The sequence below is a fragment of the Kitasatospora sp. NPDC056184 genome, from assembly GCF_042268405.1.
Taxonomy (GTDB): Bacteria; Actinomycetota; Actinomycetes; order Streptomycetales; family Streptomycetaceae; genus Kitasatospora.
This window is the reverse complement of sequence record NZ_JBHJUI010000011.1, coordinates 50,273-66,448: the sequence shown is the minus strand read 5'-3', so window position 1 is coordinate 66,448 and position 16,176 is coordinate 50,273. Positions and strand designations below refer to the sequence as shown.

Genomic DNA, 16,176 nt, shown 5'->3' with positions numbered 1-16,176 from the left:
CTCGCAGGTCCTTACACCTTTGCCTCAATCCGCTGCACGCTTCGCCCTGGGGGCGGGGACGAGCGCGTCGAGGTCGATGTCGAGGGGGAACGGCACCGGCCGCTCCAGCCGCTTCCGGAAGATCCCGGCCGCGACGTAGGCGGAGGTCGGCCGGTCGAGTTCGTAGGCGTGCACCACCGGCAGGCCGTCCTCCTCCTCGATCAGCCAGTAGTGCGGGATGCCGGCCTCGGCGTACTTCCGCACCTTGACGACGCGGTCCCGGTGGGCGGACTCGGGAGAGACGACCTCCACGACGAGGGAGACCTCGTTCGGTGCGAACTGCGTCCGGCCGGGTTCGTACTCGGCGGTGGTCACGATCAGGTCGGGCTCGGGGCGGTTCCGCTTGTCGAGCCTGATCGTCATCTCCCGCCCGACCCTGCTGCCCTCAGGTACCTGGCCGCGCAAGGCGATGACCAGATCGGTGACAAGCTCGCCGTGCCACCAACGCTGCGGGGACATCATGAAGACCAGTGCTCCGTCGATCAGTTCGGTGTGGCGCGGCGCCTGCGGGAGGCGGTCGAGGTCCTCGGCGAACCACCCCTCGATGCGGGGCGGGTACATCCACTCCGGCAGCTCACTCATGGGCTCCACGGTAGCGACTTCGCAGCGGACGTAGGGGTTCATCCGCACGCCGGGGCCGCGGGGCGGGGCGGGCGGGTACATCCAGTCGGCCAGTTCGGACACGGCCGTACGCTGGCCACCCCGGCGTGGCACTCGATGAGGGATTCCCTCCGCGGCGGCCCTGACGGGTGAAGCCGTCCGGTGTTGATCACAGCGGGTGGCCGCCTGTGATAGAGGTGCGGTTCGCGGACCCGGACGGATGGGAGTGGCCGGTGGTGGACAAGACGGTGGCGTTCGAGGGCACCGACGGGAAGGTGCTGGTGAGTGCGTGTCTGGCCGGGGTGCCGTGTCGGTACGACGGGCGGGCGAAGGCGGCGCGGGTGGTCGGCGGGCTGGTGGCGGAGGGGCGCGGGGTGGTGGTGTGCCCGGAGGGGGCGGGCGGGTTGCCGACGCCGCGGCCGGCGGCGGAGATCGTGGGCGGGAACGGGGCGGACGTGCTGGACGGGCGGGCGCGGGTGGTGGACGCGACCGGGGCGGACCGCACGGAGGAGTTCGTGGCCGGGGCGCGGGCGGCGCTGGCCGCGGCCGAGGCGGCGGGGGCGCGGCGGGCGCTGCTGATGGCGCGCAGTCCGTCCTGCGGGTGCGGGGAGGTGTACGACGGCACCTTCGGCGGGACGCTGCGGCCCGGGGACGGGGTGACGGCGGCGCTGCTGCGGCGGGCGGGGATCGCGGTGGAGGCGGTCTGACGCCTTGTCCGGTCCGCGGCCGAGACGTGACCAAGCCGCGATGTACCGGGCGGATCCGATCCGGGCCTGGTCCCGTCGAATGGTCCGAGCGTCCCGGAGCGGGGACGCCGGTCGGTCGACGCGGGAGGGCCCGAAGGTGGGAAGAGGACGGCGAAGAGCGGGGGCGCTGGCGGCGGTGGCGGCCGCGGCTGCGGCGCTGGCGGCGGGGTGCTCGGCGAGCGAGGGCGGTGTCCGCGACAACGCGGCGGCTGCCCCCGCGCAGGCCGCCGCCGGGGAGGCGGCCAAGGGGGACTCCGCGCCGGGCGTGCCGGGCGCGGCCGCCTCGGCGGCGCCCAAGGCCGCGGAGACCGGGCAGGACCCGGCGGCCCGGACGGCCCCGGTGGTGGACGCCCGGCAGATCGCGTACTCGGCGCAGCTGACGGTGCGGACGGCGACGGTGGACGAGGCGCTGGCGCGCGCCCGCGGGCTGGCGGTCGCCGCGGGCGGCTATGTGTCGGCCGAGACGGCGAGCGGCACCGGCGGCACCGGGCCGACCGCCGCTCCGCAGAGCGGCCAGGTCACGGTGAAGGTGCCGTCGGCGGCGTTCCAGCAGACGCTGGACCAGCTGGCCGGACTGGGCGAGGTGCTCTCCCGGCGCAGCCAGGCGGAGGACCTGACCCAGCAGGTCGCCGACGTCAACAGCCGGATGCAGAGCCAGCAGGCGAGCGTGGACCGGGTGCGGGCGCTGATGGCGCAGGCGAAGACGCTGGCCGAGGTCGTCAGTCTGGAGAGCGAGCTGAGCCGCCGGGAGGCGGACCTGGAGTCGCTGCAGAAGCAGGTGAAGGAGCTGTCGGCGCGGACCTCGCTGTCCACCATCACGCTGGACGTGCGCCCGCAGGAGACCGCCCGGCCCGACGCACCGGCCCCGGAGGAGGAGGACGACGGCTTCTGGGCCTCGGTCGGCTCGGCGCTGGGCGGCGGCTGGCGCGTGCTGTTCGCGATCGTGCGCGGGCTCTTCGTGGCGGTGGCCGCGCTGCTGCCGTTCCTGCTGGTCGCGGTGCCGATCGCGGCGGTGGTCCGGGTGGTCCTCCGCCGGTGGACGCGGGCGGCGGGGCGTACCGGTCGGGACCGGGAGCCGGTCCCGGGCTTCGCACCGCCGCCGGCCGAGGACTCCACCGGTCGCGAGCCTGAGGAGGAGGGCCAGGAGGAGAAGCCGGGAGAGGAGCGGCGGACGCCCTGACCGCCGGGCGCGACGGCGACGGCGGCGGGCGCCGGCCCGGGGGAACCGGGACGGGGCCCGTCGCCGTCGCGGGGCGTCAGCGGGCGCTGGCCTCGTGCACGAAGGCGACCAGGCGGGAGAGCGCGTCCGGGTCCATGCTGGGCAGCACGCCGTGGCCGAGGTTGAAGATGTGGCCGCTGGTGCCGAGCGCCTGGGCGGCGTGCAGCACCTCGCGGGCCTTGGTCTCGACGGCCCTGGTCGGCGCGAACAGCACCGCCGGGTCGAGGTTGCCCTGCAGGCCCTTGCCGGGGCCGACCCGCTCGGCGGCGACGTTCAGCGGGACCCGCCAGTCGACGCCGACCACGTCGGCGCCGGCCTGGCCCATCAGGCCGAGCAGCTCGCCGGTGCCGACGCCGAAGTGGATCCGCGGCACGCCGTAGCCGGCGACCGCGTCGAACACCTTGGTGCTGGCCGGCATGACCGAGCGGCGGTAGTCGTCCGGGGCGAGCGCGCCGACCCAGGAGTCGAACAGCTGGACGGCGGAGGCGCCGGCCTCGATCTGGACCTTGAGGAAGGCGGAGGTGATGTCGGCCAGCCGGTCGACCAGGGCGGCCCACAGCTCGGGCGCGCCGTACATCATGGCCTTGGTGTTCTCGTGGTTCTTGGACGGGCCGCCCTCGACCAGGTAGCTGGCCAGCGTGTAGGGGGCGCCGGCGAAGCCGATCAGCGGGGTGCCGCCCAGCTCGTCGACGAGCAGGCCGACGGCCTCGGTGACGTAGGGGACGTCGTCCGGCTCCAGCGGGCGCAGCCGCTTGAGGTCCTCGGCGGTGCGGATCGGATCGGCGATGACCGGGCCGATGCCGGGCTTGATGTCGACGTCGATGCCGATCGCCTTGAGCGGCACCACGATGTCGCTGAAGAAGATCGCCGCGTCCACCTTGTGCCGGCGCACCGGCTGGAGGGTGATCTCCTTGACCAGCTCGGGCCGCATGCAGGACTCCAGCATGGGGATGCCCTCGCGGACCTTCAGGTACTCGGGCAGCGAGCGGCCGGCCTGGCGCATGAACCACACCGGGGTGTGCGGTACCGGCTCGTGCCGGCAGGCGCGGAGGAACGCCGAGTCGTACGCGGCCCCGCGGCGCGCGTCGGGCTGCTGACCGGGGGTGGCACCGGTCGGGGGGACTGCCGGGGTGTCTGCCGTCGTCTCGCTCACGCCCAAATCTTCGCACGCGGCCCGGGCCCCTCCGCCCCGGTGGCCTCGTCGGTTCCTCCAAGATCTGGCCGGATTGCCGCCCCGGCGCGCCGCGCGGGAAGAAGTTGCGGCGATTACCCGGCTTTTCGACCTAGTCTTCGGGTCATGGCAGCGGTCGGAGGGCACCCCGCACAGGGTGGCGGAGCAGGTGGCGGAACGGGTCGGGAGGCGGCGCCGAGCGAGTTCCGGGCCGCCGTGGAGGCGCTCTCCGAGGCCCGGCTGCGCCCCGAGCTCGTCCTCTCCCCCGCCCCGGCGCCGCGCCGGCTGGCGCCGCACGCCTTCGCGCTGACCGCCGCCGTCGAGGTGGACGGCGAGGAGCTGGCCGACGGCCGGCTGGTGCTGCTGCACGACCCGGCCGGGCAGGAGGCCTGGAACGGGGACTTCCGGGTGGTCACCATGACCCGGGCCGAGCTGGAGCCGGAGATGGCCGGCGACCCGATGATCTCCGAGGTCGGCTGGGCCTGGCTGCTGGACGCGCTGCAGGCGCACGGCGCCGGGTACGCGGAGCCCTCCGGCACGGTGTCGCTGTCCGCCTCGCAGTACTTCGGCGGGCTGGCGGACCGGGCCTCCAGCACCGAGATCGAGATCCGGGCGTCCTGGACGCCGGCCGACGGCCGCTTCGAGCGGCACCTGGCGGCCTGGGGGGACCTGCTCTGCATCAGCGCGGGCCTGCCGCCGGCCGCCCCGGCCCCGCACTCCCCCGCGGACGTCACGTCACTCGGTGGAGTGGTCCCGATGCCCGCGCGGCGACGCCCCCGTTCGCACTGAGGAGTGGCGCTCGCCGGGGCGTCACCGGTGGACGCCCCGCCACCCCCAAGGCTGACAGAGTGTGACTTCAGTGCGGCTCTCCGTCAACAACGCGCTCGGAACTGACCGGTTTGCGCTGGATCTGATCGATTTTGTACGAATTCCACGCATGTCGCATCAGTCATCTGCGCGATTTGTCCGTATTGTGACTCACTAGATCGTGATCTTTCGCTAAAGCCGGGCACGGATGCTGCCGAAGCAGACTGTGACCCTTTCCGAACGCGGAACACTCCGACCGCCCCCTCGGGGTTCCGTCCGCCACTCCCGCAGGAGGCCTGGTGTCGGTCCTTCTTGAGCACCCCGCAAACGTGGTCGCCTACCGCCCGACCAAGCCCACCGCCATGGTGGTCATCGCGGATCCCCGCGTCCGAAACACCGTCACCCGTCACCTCTGGGCGCTCGGCGTCCGGGACGTGATCGAGGTGTCCTCGATCGCCGAGGCCCGTCCCCGGGTCTCCACCCCGCGCGACATCTGCGTCGCCGACGTGCACCTCCCCGACGGCTCCGGACTCACCATCCTGGCCGAGACCCGCGCCGCCGGCTGGCCCAACGGGCTGGCGCTCTCCGCCGCCGACGACATCGGCGCCGTGCGCAGCGCGCTGGCCGGCGGGGTCAAGGGCTACGTCGTCACCGGTACCCGCACCAACGTGGCCATGCCGGGCCGCCCCGGCCTGCCGCTCGGCGCCGCCGGACTGGCCGGGCGGATGCGCCGGCCCGGGATGCCGGGCATGCCGGGCGTGCACGGGGCGCCGGGCGCTCCCGGGGCGCACGGTGCGCCGGGCGCGCAGCAGGCCGCCTACCGCGAGCTGTCCGGGCGCGAGGTGGAGGTGCTGCGGCTGGTGGCCGAGGGCCAGTCGAACAAGGCGATCGGCGTGGCGATGGGCCTCTCGGCGCTGACCGTGAAGAGCCACCTCGCCCGGATCGCCCGCAAGCTCGGCACCGGCGACCGCGCCGGGATGGTCGCCGTCGCGCTGCGCACCGGCATCATCCACTGAGACGGCCACCGCCGCGGCGGCTCTGGAGGAACGTTTCCTCCGGGGCCGCCGCAGCGTGCTGGGGAGCACCCGGACACCCCCGCCGGGCGGTGCCGCGGCGCCTCCCGCATCGGTCTGACCAGTCCGACAACACTCCCGGTCGCGGGGTCCGTCGTACCCTTGGGGAGTGACCGACGCCGTAGCAGCCATCCCAGAAGAAGCAGCCCCGGTCCCGCTCCTCGAACCGAAGGAGGGGATCCCTCCGGTCGTGGCGGACGAGCAGGCGCTGGCCGCCACCATCGCCGCCTTCGCGGCGGGAACCGGACCGGTCGCCGTCGATGCCGAGCGGGCCTCCGGCTACCGCTACGGCCAGCGGGCGTACCTCATCCAGCTGCGCCGCGCGGGCGCCGGTACCGCGCTGATCGACCCGATCGCCTGCCCCGACCTCGGCGCGCTGGGCGCGGTTCTCGCGGACACCGAATGGGTGGTGCACGCCGCCACCCAGGACCTGCCCTGCCTGGCCGAGGTGGGCATGAGACCCCAGCGCCTGTTCGACACCGAGCTGGCCGGCCGGATCGCCGGCTTCGCCCGGGTCGGCCTCGGACCGATGACCGAGAGCGTGCTCGGGCTGAGCCTGGCCAAGGAGCACTCCGCGGTCGACTGGTCCACCCGCCCGCTGCCCGAGCCGTGGCTGCGCTACGCCGCTCTGGACGTCGAGGTGCTGGTCGAGCTGCGTGACGCACTCGAACGGGAGCTGGACGCCCAGAGCAAGCTCGGCTGGGCCCTGGAGGAGTTCGCGGCGATCGCCGCCGCCCCCCGCCCGGCCCCGCGGACCGACCCCTGGCGCCGCACCTCGCAGCTGCACAAGGTGCGCCGGCGCCGCCAGCTGGCCGTGGTGCGCGAGCTGTGGCTCGCCCGCGACCGGACGGCACAGGAGCGGGACGTCTCGCCCGGCCGGGTCCTGTCGGACGCCGCGATCGTCAACGCCGCGCTGGCCATGCCCCTGAACATCGCCGCGCTGCAGGCCGTCCAGGGCTTCGGGCCGCGGGTGCACCGGCGCCAGCTGGAGCAGTGGCTGGCCGCCGTCCAGCGCGGGCGGGAGGTGCCGGAGAACCAGCTGCCGCCGGCCGCCGCGCCGCACGACGGCCCGCCGCCGCCGCGCGCCTGGGCCGAGAAGGACCCGGTCGCGGCCGCCCGGCTGAGCGGGGCGCGCGCCGCGGTCAGCGAGCTGGCCGAGCGGCACCACCTGCCCGCCGAGAACCTGATCACCCCGGACCTGGTCCGCCGGGTGTCCTGGGAGCCGCCGGCCGACGCCTCCGCGGCGAACGTGGCCGCGGCGCTGCGCCGGCTGGGCGCCCGCCAGTGGCAGGTCGACCAGGTCGCCCCGGTGCTGGCGGACGCCTTCGCCAAGGCGGCGACCGCGGCGGCGCAGCAGGGCTGAGCGGCGGACGAGCGGAGAGAAGGGGATGTCGCCCGCGGAGGGCGGCGTCCCCTTCGTCATGCCCGCTCGCGTCCGGGCGCTTGAGTCACAGTGGCGGGGGACACACCGGGTGATGCGGCGTCCGGGCCTGGGCAGAGAGGTTACCGACGGGTAGCATGGCCGACAGGCGGCGCCGCCCGCGTCCCCCCGTGGGACGGTGAGCGGCAGCCTGCCCACCTGAACCGTTGGTCCCTGGGAGGAGAGCCCCCGTGCCTCGTACCGTGAGGGACGTCGTCTTCGTCGACGGCGTCCGCACCCCGTTCGGCAAGGCCGGCCCGAAGGGCATCTACCACGAGACCCGCGCCGACGACCTGGTCGTCAAGTGCATCCGGGAGCTCGTGCGCCGCAACCCGAACCTGCCCGTCGAGCGCATCGACGAGGTCGCCATCGCGGCCACCACGCAGATCGGTGACCAGGGTCTGACCATCGGCCGCACCGCCGCGCTGCTGTCCGGCCTGCCGAAGTCCGTCCCCGGTTACGCGATCGACCGCATGTGCGCCGGCGCGCTGACCGCCGTGACCACCACCGCCGGCGGCATCGCCTTCGGCGCGTACGACGTGGTCGTGGCCGGCGGCGTCGAGCACATGGGCCGCCACCCGATGGGCGAGGGCGTCGACCCGAACCCGCGCTTCGTCTCCGAGAAGCTGGTCGACGAGTCCGCCCTGTTCATGGGCATGACCGCGGAGAACCTGCACGACCGGTTCCCGCACCTGACCAAGGAGCGCTGCGACGCCTACGCCGTGCGCTCTCAGGAGAAGGCCGCCAAGGCGTACGCCAACGGCGACATCCAGCCCGACCTGGTGCCGATCTCGGTCCGCAACACCAACCCCGAGGTCGGCGAGACCGGCTGGGGCCTGGCCACCGTGGACGAGCCGATGCGCCCGGGCACCACGCTGGAGAACCTGGCGGGGCTCAAGACCCCGTTCCGCCCGCACGGCAACATCACCGCGGGCAACTCGGCCGGTCTCAACGACGGCGCCACCGCCTCGCTGCTGGCCGCCGAGGACGTGGCCGAGGAGCTGGGCCTGCCGGTCAGGATGCGCCTGGTCTCGTACGCCTTCGCGGGCGTCGAGCCCGAGGTGATGGGCATCGGCCCGGTGCCGGCCACCGAGAAGGCGCTGGCCAAGGCCGGTCTGACGATCGACGACATCGGCGCGTTCGAGGTCAACGAGGCCTTCGCCGTCCAGGTGCTGGCCTTCCTGGACCACTACGGCATCGCGGACGACGACGAGCGGGTCAACCCGTACGGCGGCGCGATCGCCTTCGGCCACCCGCTGGCCTCCTCCGGCGTGCGCCTGATGAACCAGCTGGCCCGCCGCTTCGAGCAGCGCCCGGACGTCCGCTACGGCCTCACCACGATGTGCATCGGCTTCGGCATGGGCGGCACCATCGTCTGGGAGAACCCCCACTTCGAGGGTGGTAAGTGAGCATGAGCACCACGACTGAGCTGCTGACCCGCGCCGCCGAGCTCTTCCCCGGCGAGGTCGTCACCACCGCGCACGTGCGCCACCTGGACCTGCCGCTGCAGGCCGGCCGGCTCGCCCTGATCACCCTGGACAACGGCTTCGACCACACCAAGCCGACCACCTTCGGCCCGGGCTCGCTGCTCAAGCTGAACGAGGCGCTGGACCAGGTCGAGGCGGAGGCCGCCGAGGGCGCCGTCGTCGGTGCCGCGATCACCGGCAAGCCGTTCATCTTCGCGGTCGGCGCCGACCTCAAGGGCGTCGAGCTGCTCAAGGAGCACGCGGACGCGCTGGCCATCGGCAAGGGCGGCCACGAGGTCTTCAAGCGGATCGCCGCGCTGCCCGTCCCGACCTTCGCCTTCTACAACGGCGCGGCGATGGGCGGCGGCGTCGAGGTCGGCCTGCACTGCGACTACCGCACGGTGTCGGCGGGCGTCCCGGCGTTCTCGCTGCCCGAGGTCTTCCTCGGCCTGGTCCCCGGCTGGGGCGGCTGCAGCATCCTGCCGAACCTGATCGGCCCGGCCAAGGCCGTCAAGGTGATCATCGAGAACTCGATGGCGCAGAACAAGCAGCTCAAGGGCAAGGACGTGTTCGAGCTGGGGATCGCCGACGCGATCTTCGAGCCGGCCGACTTCCTGGAGCAGTCGCTGCTCTGGGCGGCCCGCGTCCTCAAGGGCGACCTGGTCGTCGAGCGCGAGGCGATCGACCGCGGCAAGGCCTGGGACGACGCCGTCGCCTGGGGCCGGCTGGTCGCCGACGCCAAGGTGCACGGGGCGGCCCCGGCCGCGTACCGGGCGCTGGACATCATCGCCCAGGTCAAGACCGCGACGCTCGACAGCGCGGACCTGCAGGCCGGCTTCGACGCCGAGGACGCGGCCCTGGCCGACCTCATCATGGGCGGCGAGCTGCGCAGCGGCATCTACGCCTTCAACCTGGTGCAGCGCCGGGCCAAGCGCCCGGTCGGCGCCCCGGACAAGTCGCTGGCCCGCCCGGTCGGCAAGGTCGGCGTCGTCGGCGCCGGTCTGATGGCCTCGCAGCTGGCGCTGCTGTTCGCCCGCCGGCTGGAGGTGCCGGTGGTCCTCACCGACATCGACCAGGAGCGCGTCGACAAGGGTGTGGGCTACGTCCACGCCGAGATCGACAAGCTGCTGGAGAAGGGCCGGATCGGCAAGGACAAGTCCAACCGCCTCAAGGGCCTGGTCTCCGGCTCGCTCGACAAGGCCGCGGCCTTCGGCGACGCCGACTTCGTGATCGAGGCCGTGTTCGAGGAGATGGGCGTCAAGCAGACCGTCTTCGCGGACCTGGAGAACGTGGTCTCGCCGACCTGCGTGCTGGCGACCAACACCTCCTCGCTCTCGGTCACCGAGATGGCCTCGAAGCTGAAGCACCCGGAGCGGGTCGTCGGCTTCCACTTCTTCAACCCGGTCGCGATCCTGCCGCTGCTGGAGATCGTCCGCGGCGAGAAGACCGACGACGCCTCGCTGGCCACCGCCTTCGGCGTCTCGAAGAAGCTGAAGAAGACCTCGGTGCTGGTCAAGGACGCCCCGGCGTTCGTGGTCAACCGGATCCTGACCCGCTTCATGGGCGAGATCCAGAACATCATCGACGAGGGCACCCCGATCGCCACCGTCGAGAAGGGCGTCGAGCCGCTCGGCCTGCCGATGTCCCCGATCGTGCTGCTGGAGCTGGTCGGCCCGGCCATCGCCCTGCACGTCTCGGAGACCCTGCACGGCGCGTTCCCGGAGCGGTTCACCGTCTCCGAGAACCTCGGCAAGGTCGTCAAGGCCGGCAAGCGCGGCTTCTACACCTGGGTGGACGGCAAGCAGGTCCTCGACCCCGAGGTGCTGGAGCTGCTCTCCTTCGGCGACACCGTGCTGACCGAGGAGCAGGTCCTCGGCCGCGCCCTGGAGGCCGTCGCCCAGGAGATCGGCCTGATGCTGGAGGAGGGTGTCGTCGCCGAGGCGCAGGACATCGACCTCTGCATGATCACCGGCGCCGGCTGGCCCTTCCACCTGGGCGGGATCACCCCGTACCTGGACCGCGAGGGCGTCTCGGAGCGGGTGAACGGCAAGCGCTTCCTCGCCCCGGGTGTGGCCTCGGTGCCCGCCTAGCAGGAACGCGGAAGGGCCCCGGTGACCGATCGGTCACCGGGGCCCTTCCCGTTGCGCGCGGGGCGTGTCCGACGGCCCCGGGAGGCCGTCTCAGCGCTTGAGGCGGTAGACGACGGTGTCGGCGAAGACGCCGACCATCTCGTAGTGGGTCTCCAGCAGGTTCTCGATCTTCGGGATCATGCCGGGCTGGTAGGGCGCGAGGCCGGAGTCGTCGACGACGACCTCGGGCAGGCTCTTGGCGATCTCCTGGTCGAAGGTCTGCCAGGCGTCGGCCATCGAGAACTGCTCGCCGACGTTGGGGCTGCCGTCCTTGCCGCCGCTGTAGTTGGTCAGGAAGCCCGCGGTGAGGTACCGGGTGGCGGGCTTGCGGTCGGCGAGCCAGTACAGCTCCGGGTGCATGCCCCAGACCAGCACGGTGTCCTTGGGGGTGGTCTGCGCGGCGACCGCGGTGGCGACCTCGGTGGTGCGGTCCAGCCGCTCCCCCGGCCAGGCCAGCGCCAGGCCCCAGAAGAAGGTGGCGGCGGCCGTCGTGTACGCCAGCACCGGCTTCCAGCGGACGGCCGAGGTGGCGATCGCCCCGGTCCCCAGCAGCACCAGCGGCGGCATCAGCTGGAGGTAGTAGTGGCCGAAGAAGTGGAAGCCCATGCTGACCGCGACGACCGAGGAGAGCAGCCACGTCCACAGGTCGGTGGTGGAGCCGTGCTCCTCGCCGGCGACCGGCAGCGGGCGGTGCCGGTGCTTCAGCCAGAGCCGGCGGCCCACCGGCAGCAGGAAGCCCAGGCCGGCGCCGATCAGGATCGCCGAGTTGCCGAGCGCCCGGCCGAGCATCTGCAGCCAGGCGCCGCCGACCGTGGCGTAGTCGCCGCTGCCGGTGACCACCCAGAACAGGAAGCCCTTGGGTTTGGTGAGGATCACCGCGACCAGCGCTATCGGCAGGGTGAAGCCGAAGCCGATCTTGAGCAGGGCGGGGACCCAGCGCACGCCGCGCCGGCGGGCGTCCTGGTAGAGCATCCAGAGCACCGGCAGCAGCACCGCGCCGCCGGTCTGCTTGGTCAGCGAGCAGAGCGCCACCGCGATGCCGGCGGCCAGCCAGCGGCGGCGCTCGGCGTAGCGGAAGGCGGCCACCATGGCGGGCAGCATGAAGACCTCGAAGGTCGCCGCCTGGGTGTCCTCCGGGGAGAGCCCGATGGAGACCAGCAGGTAGAGCAGCCCCGCGCCGACGCCGGCCCGGTCGCCCCAGCGGCCGCGGGCGATCGAGGCCAGCAGGATCGCGGTGACCAGGTGGGCGACCACCGCCAGGGTGCGCAGCGGCCAGAGCGAGGCGGAGCCGAAGACGGCGAAGCAGGCCTGGTAGAGCCAGGGCAGCAGCGGCGGCTTGCGGTCCACCACGGTGTCGTAGAGCACGCCTCCGTCGGCGAGCATCCGGGCCTGGGTGGCCAGGAAGCCCTCGTCGGGGCTCCACACCGGGCGGACGAAGGACGGCAGGTGGGTGAGCAGGGCCACCAGGGCCAGCAGCGGCACCAGCCGCGTCCAGTAGCCGGTCCTCACACGCTCCCAGCCGGTGGCCGGGGGTACCCCCAGGGGCAGGCGCTCGGCGAGCGCGGTCAGGCGGGATCGGGTGGGGGTCGGCACGATGACAACCTACCGGGCGGGATCGGCGCGGGCAGCGCCGGTCCCGCCTTTGGTGCGATTATCGGCCCCGGGCCGGTGCGACTGGTACAGAGCTGTCACACAACGGCCCGGGCGAGGCGGCGGGCGGCGGCCCTCAGGCCTCCACGGCCACGTCGAGGCGGGAGACCAGGGCGGTCACCTGGCGGGCGATGTCCGGGGCGGTGAGGCCGATCTCGGCGAGGATCTCGGGCCGCGAGGCGTGGTCCAGGAACTCCTGCGGGATGCCGAAGTCGCGCAGCGGCAGGTCCACGTCCGCGTCGCGCAGCGCCTGGGCGACCGCCGCGCCGACGCCGCCGACCCGGCCGTTGTCCTCGACGGTGACGACCACCCGGTGCTCGGCGGCCAGGCCCGGCAGCGCCCGGTCGACCGGCTTGACCCAGCGCGGGTCCACCACGGTCGAGCTGATGCCCTGGGCGGCCAGCAGGTCGGCCACCTCCAGGCACATCGGGGCGAGCGCGCCGACCGAGACGATCAGCACATCGGCCCGGCGGCCCTCCTCGGCCTCCCCGAGGGAGTCGGGCACGGCCGCGCGCAGCAGGTCCATGCCGCCGACCTTGCCGACCGCCGGGACGGCCGGGCCGACCGAGCCCTTGGAGTAGCGCACCACGGTCGGGGCGTCCTGGACCTCGACGGCCTCGCGCAGCTGGGCGCGGAGCTGGTCGGCGTCGCGCGGGGCGGCGAGCCGCAGGCCGGGGACGACCTGCAGGATCGACATGTCCCACATGCCGTTGTGGGAGGCGCCGTCGTTGCCGGTGACGCCGGAGCGGTCCAGCACGAAGGTGACGCCCAGCTTGTGCAGGGCGACGTCCATCAGCACCTGGTCGAAGGCCCGGTTGAGGAAGGTCGCGTAGACCGCGAAGACCGGGTGCAGGCCGCCGGTGGCCAGGCCGGCCGCGCTGGTGACGGCGTGCTGCTCGGCGATGCCGACGTCGAAGATGCGGTCCGGGAAGGCCTCGGCGAACGGGGCCAGGCCCACCGGGTGGAGCATCGCGGCGGTGATGCCGACGATGTCCTCGCGCTCGCGGCCGAGCTCGACCATCTCCTCGGCGAAGACCGAGGTCCAGTCCTTGCCGGAGCTCTTGATCGGCAGGCCGGTCTCCGGGTGGATCACGCCGACCGCGTGGAAGCGGTCCTCGTCGTTGTTCTCGGCGGCGTGGTAGCCGCGGCCCTTCTCGGTGAGGCAGTGCACGATCACCGGGCCGCCGAAGCCGCGCGCCTTGGTGAGCGCGGACTCCAGGGCGGTGAGGTCGTGGCCGTCGATCGGGCCGATGTACTTGAGGCCGAGGTCCTCGAACATGCCCTGCGGGGCGATGAAGTCCTTCAGGCCCTTCTTGGCGCCGTGCAGGGTCTCGAAGAGCTGCTGGCCGACCACCGGGGTGCGCTGCAGCGCGTCCTTGCCCCAGGACAGGAAGCGCTCGTAGCCCTGGGTGGTGCGCAGGGTGGCGAGGTGGTTGGCCATGCCGCCGATGGTGGGCGAGTAGGAGCGCTCGTTGTCGTTGACGACGATGACGACCGGGCGGTCCTTGGCGTCGGCGATGTTGTTGAGCGCCTCCCAGGCCATGCCGCCGGTCAGCGCGCCGTCGCCGATCACGGCCACCACCGGGTCGTTCTTCCCGAGCAGCTGGTTGGCCTTGGCCAGGCCGTCCGCGTAGGAGAGGACGGTGGAGGCGTGCGAGTTCTCGATCACGTCGTGCTCGGACTCGGCGCGCGACGGGTAGCCGGACAGGCCGCCCTTGGTGCGCAGCCGGGAGAAGTCCTGGCGGCCGGTGAGCAGCTTGTGGACGTAGCTCTGGTGGCCGGTGTCGAAGAGGATCCGGTCGCGCGGGGAGTCGAAGACCTTGTGCAGCGCGATGGTGAGCTCCACCACGCCGAGGTTCGGGCCGAGGTGGCCGCCCGTCTTGGAGACCTCGGTCACCAGGAAGGTCCGGATCTCCTGGGCCAGGGCGGCCAGCTGTCCGGGCGTGAGCCGGTCGAGATCGCGCGGTCCCCGAATGCGGGTCAGCAGGGCCACCCGTTCCTCCTCGTTCAGTGTTCGCGGACCGCGGGGGCCCGACGGGCGTCGCTGCCCGGTGTCGACCGGTCGAGTCTAATGTCCGCCTACCGAACACCGGGCGGGGCGTCCGGTGTCGACGGCCGGTACGCGCCAGCCACCTCGACGGTCACTCTTTCGAGTGAACGAGAAAAACCGGCGTGTCGGCGCGCCCGGCCGCGGGGCGGACGAGCGGCGGGCGGCGGCGGTCAGGACCGGGCGGCGGCGGTCAGGGCCGGGCGACCGCGAGGGCGCTGGAGTCGCCCGCCTCGCTCATCACCAGCGCGAGCGCGCCCAGGACCTCGGCGCGGCCGCCCAGGGTGCCCGGGACCACCGAGAGCTGGCGGGCGGCGCTGGGGATCGCGTAGCGGGCCACCGAGTCGCGGATCGGCGCGAGCACCAGCTCACCGGCGTCGGCGAGGTCGCCGCCGAGGATCACCCGGCGCGGGTTGAGCAGGTTGCACAGGGTGGCCACGCCGGTGCCGATCTGCCGGCCGGCGTCGGCGATCACCCGGCGGCAGCCGAGGTCGCCCTCGCGGGCCAGCTCCACCACCCGGGGCAGGGTGAGCCCGGTGCCGAGGGTGGGGGTGAGCAGGTTCAGGAGGTAGCGGGAGCCGACGAAGGTCTCCAGGCAGCCGCGGTTGCCGCAGCGGCAGACCGGGCCGGCCTCGTCCAGGGTGATGTGGCCGATCTCGCCCGCGGTGCCGCCCGGCCCCCGGTAGATCTGTCCGTTGACCACCAGGCCGGCGCCGACGCCGCTGGCGACCTTGATGTAGGCGAGGTCGCTCAGGCCCCGGCCGGCGCCCCAGACCAGCTCGCCCAGCGCGCCGAGGTTGGCGTCGTTGTCGACGTGCACCGGCAGGCCGAGCCGCTCGGCCAGCTCACGGCCGGGAGCGATGCCCGTCCAGCCCGGCAGGATCGCGGTGGAGCCCAGCGCGCCGGTCTCCACGTCGATCGGGCCGGGGACGCCGAGGCCCACGCCGATCACCTTGTCGGACCGGAAGCCGGCCTCCGCGAGCAGCCGCTCGACCAGCGCCTCGGCCCGCTCGAAGCCCTGGGCCGCGGAGACGTCGACGTCCATCGGGGCGCTCTCCTCGGCGAGCACCCGGTGGGCGAGGTTGCCGACGGCGACCCTGAGATGGGTGTGGCCGAAATCGATCCCCACCACGATGCCCGCGTCCCCGCTGAGGGAGACGCTGCGGGCGCGCCGGCCGCCGGCGGAGGTGTCGGCCACCACGACGGTGCCGCTCTCCTTCAGTTCCCGGACGATGTTGGACACGGTGGCCGCCGAGAGGCCGGTACCGCGGGCGATCTCGGCCTGGGTCAGCGAGCCGGCCATCCGCACCGCCCGGAGCACCCGCTCCAGGTTGGCCCGGTGCAGCGAGGACTGCGAGCCCGGAGTGTCCGTCGACATGATTCCACCCTCCCAAGGGCGTGGGGACCCCTCCGCCGGGCGTCCCCTTTCAAGTCCTGAAGCCTAGGGCCTGGCGTCAGACTCCCGTCGTCCGCCCGAAGGGCGGGCCGTGCGGCGTCTGGGTGCGTGCATCGCAAGGCGGAGGAGGGAGTCCATGCGGTGGGGGCACCTCCCGGCCGAAGGCTGGGGGCCATCGGCGACCGACGACAACGCGGCGTGGGGGTACCTCCCGGCCGGAGGCTGGGGGCGTGCGTGCCCAGACGCCGCACGGCAGGCGGGAGTCTGGCGCCAGGCCCTCAGGCCTGGCGGAAGGTGAAGGCACAGGGGAGGGAACGCGAAGGGACGGTGTGTGGCGCCGGATTCCCCGAAGCGGGTGCGCGGGGTTCCGGGCCAGGTCGGAGGGGGTGTGCGGGGCCTGACATCGGCCCAGG

General features: G+C 73.4%; 12 protein-coding genes. 7 read left to right on the top strand and 5 right to left on the bottom strand.

Annotated elements, in window-relative coordinates; translation table 11 throughout:
• Positions 1 to 24: 24 nt before the first annotated feature.
• Positions 25 to 621 carry a Uma2 family endonuclease gene (locus ACFC0B_RS22275; RefSeq protein WP_376088312.1) on the bottom strand — a complete coding sequence of 199 codons (597 nt, stop codon included), beginning with the start codon at positions 619 to 621 and terminating at the stop codon, positions 25 to 27.
• Positions 622 to 872: 251 nt separating this feature from the next.
• On the opposite strand from ACFC0B_RS22275, the gene ACFC0B_RS22270 reads away from it, so the two are divergent.
• Together ACFC0B_RS22270 and ACFC0B_RS22265 are read left to right on the top strand one after the other, a co-directional pair.
• Positions 873 to 1,346, top strand: coding sequence for a DUF523 domain-containing protein (locus tag ACFC0B_RS22270; protein ID WP_376088309.1), 474 nt, complete (start codon positions 873 to 875; stop codon positions 1,344 to 1,346).
• Positions 1,347 to 1,482: 136 nt separating this feature from the next.
• A complete protein-coding gene (locus tag ACFC0B_RS22265) occupies positions 1,483 to 2,565 on the top strand; it encodes a DUF4349 domain-containing protein (RefSeq protein WP_376088306.1) in 1,083 nt (360 codons plus the stop codon).
• Between the two features lie 76 nt (positions 2,566 to 2,641).
• On the opposite strand, the gene hemE is transcribed toward ACFC0B_RS22265, so the two are convergent.
• Positions 2,642 to 3,757, bottom strand: coding sequence for a uroporphyrinogen decarboxylase (gene hemE, locus ACFC0B_RS22260; RefSeq protein WP_376088303.1), 1,116 nt, complete (start codon positions 3,755 to 3,757; stop codon positions 2,642 to 2,644).
• 144 nt (positions 3,758 to 3,901) lie between these two features.
• On the opposite strand from hemE, the gene ACFC0B_RS22255 reads away from it, so the two are divergent.
• The 5 genes from ACFC0B_RS22255 to ACFC0B_RS22235 all read left to right on the top strand — a co-directional run bounded on the left by ACFC0B_RS22255 (position 3,902) and on the right by ACFC0B_RS22235 (position 10,631).
• Positions 3,902 to 4,564: a DUF3000 domain-containing protein gene (locus ACFC0B_RS22255; RefSeq protein WP_376088300.1), complete on the top strand. Its 663-nt coding sequence runs from the start codon at positions 3,902 to 3,904 to the stop codon at positions 4,562 to 4,564.
• A 317-nt stretch (positions 4,565 to 4,881) separates the two neighbouring features.
• The gene (locus ACFC0B_RS22250; RefSeq protein ID WP_376088297.1) at positions 4,882 to 5,598 is read left to right on the top strand and encodes a LuxR C-terminal-related transcriptional regulator; all 717 of its coding nucleotides are present in this window, start codon (positions 4,882 to 4,884) and stop codon (positions 5,596 to 5,598) included.
• Between the two features lie 166 nt (positions 5,599 to 5,764).
• The gene (locus ACFC0B_RS22245) at positions 5,765 to 7,018 is read left to right on the top strand and encodes an HRDC domain-containing protein (protein ID WP_376088294.1); all 1,254 of its coding nucleotides are present in this window, start codon (positions 5,765 to 5,767) and stop codon (positions 7,016 to 7,018) included.
• A gap of 248 nt (positions 7,019 to 7,266) precedes the next feature.
• Positions 7,267 to 8,484, top strand: coding sequence for a thiolase family protein (locus ACFC0B_RS22240; RefSeq protein ID WP_376088291.1), 1,218 nt, complete (start codon positions 7,267 to 7,269; stop codon positions 8,482 to 8,484).
• Between the two features lie 2 nt (positions 8,485 to 8,486).
• Positions 8,487 to 10,631, top strand: a complete 2,145-nt coding sequence (locus ACFC0B_RS22235; RefSeq protein WP_376088288.1) for a 3-hydroxyacyl-CoA dehydrogenase NAD-binding domain-containing protein — start codon at positions 8,487 to 8,489, stop codon at positions 10,629 to 10,631.
• A gap of 90 nt (positions 10,632 to 10,721) precedes the next feature.
• Here ACFC0B_RS22235 and ACFC0B_RS22230 read toward each other — a convergent pair whose 3' ends face one another.
• The 3 genes from ACFC0B_RS22230 to ACFC0B_RS22220 all read right to left on the bottom strand — a co-directional run bounded on the left by ACFC0B_RS22230 (position 10,722) and on the right by ACFC0B_RS22220 (position 15,745).
• Positions 10,722 to 12,263: an ArnT family glycosyltransferase gene (locus tag ACFC0B_RS22230; RefSeq protein WP_376088285.1), complete on the bottom strand. Its 1,542-nt coding sequence runs from the start codon at positions 12,261 to 12,263 to the stop codon at positions 10,722 to 10,724.
• 133 nt (positions 12,264 to 12,396) lie between these two features.
• Entirely contained in the window at positions 12,397 to 14,313 is a 1,917-nt protein-coding gene (gene dxs / locus ACFC0B_RS22225; protein ID WP_376088282.1) for a 1-deoxy-D-xylulose-5-phosphate synthase, read from the bottom strand.
• A gap of 247 nt (positions 14,314 to 14,560) precedes the next feature.
• Positions 14,561 to 15,745, bottom strand: a complete 1,185-nt coding sequence (locus ACFC0B_RS22220; RefSeq protein WP_376088279.1) for an ROK family protein — start codon at positions 15,743 to 15,745, stop codon at positions 14,561 to 14,563.
• Positions 15,746 to 16,176: the final 431 nt, after the last annotated feature.

Bases quoted from the DNA above. Each gene is read 5' to 3' on its own strand.
- ACFC0B_RS22255 (WP_376088300.1), top strand. From the start codon at position 3,902: ATGGCAGCGGTCGGAGGGCACCCCGCACAGGGTGGCGGAGCAGGTGGC.
- ACFC0B_RS22275 (WP_376088312.1), bottom strand. From the start codon at position 621: ATGAGTGAGCTGCCGGAGTGGATGTACCCGCCCCGCATCGAGGGGTGG.
- ACFC0B_RS22220 (WP_376088279.1), bottom strand. From the start codon at position 15,745: ATGTCGACGGACACTCCGGGCTCGCAGTCCTCGCTGCACCGGGCCAAC.
- ACFC0B_RS22235 (WP_376088288.1), top strand. From the start codon at position 8,487: ATGAGCACCACGACTGAGCTGCTGACCCGCGCCGCCGAGCTCTTCCCC.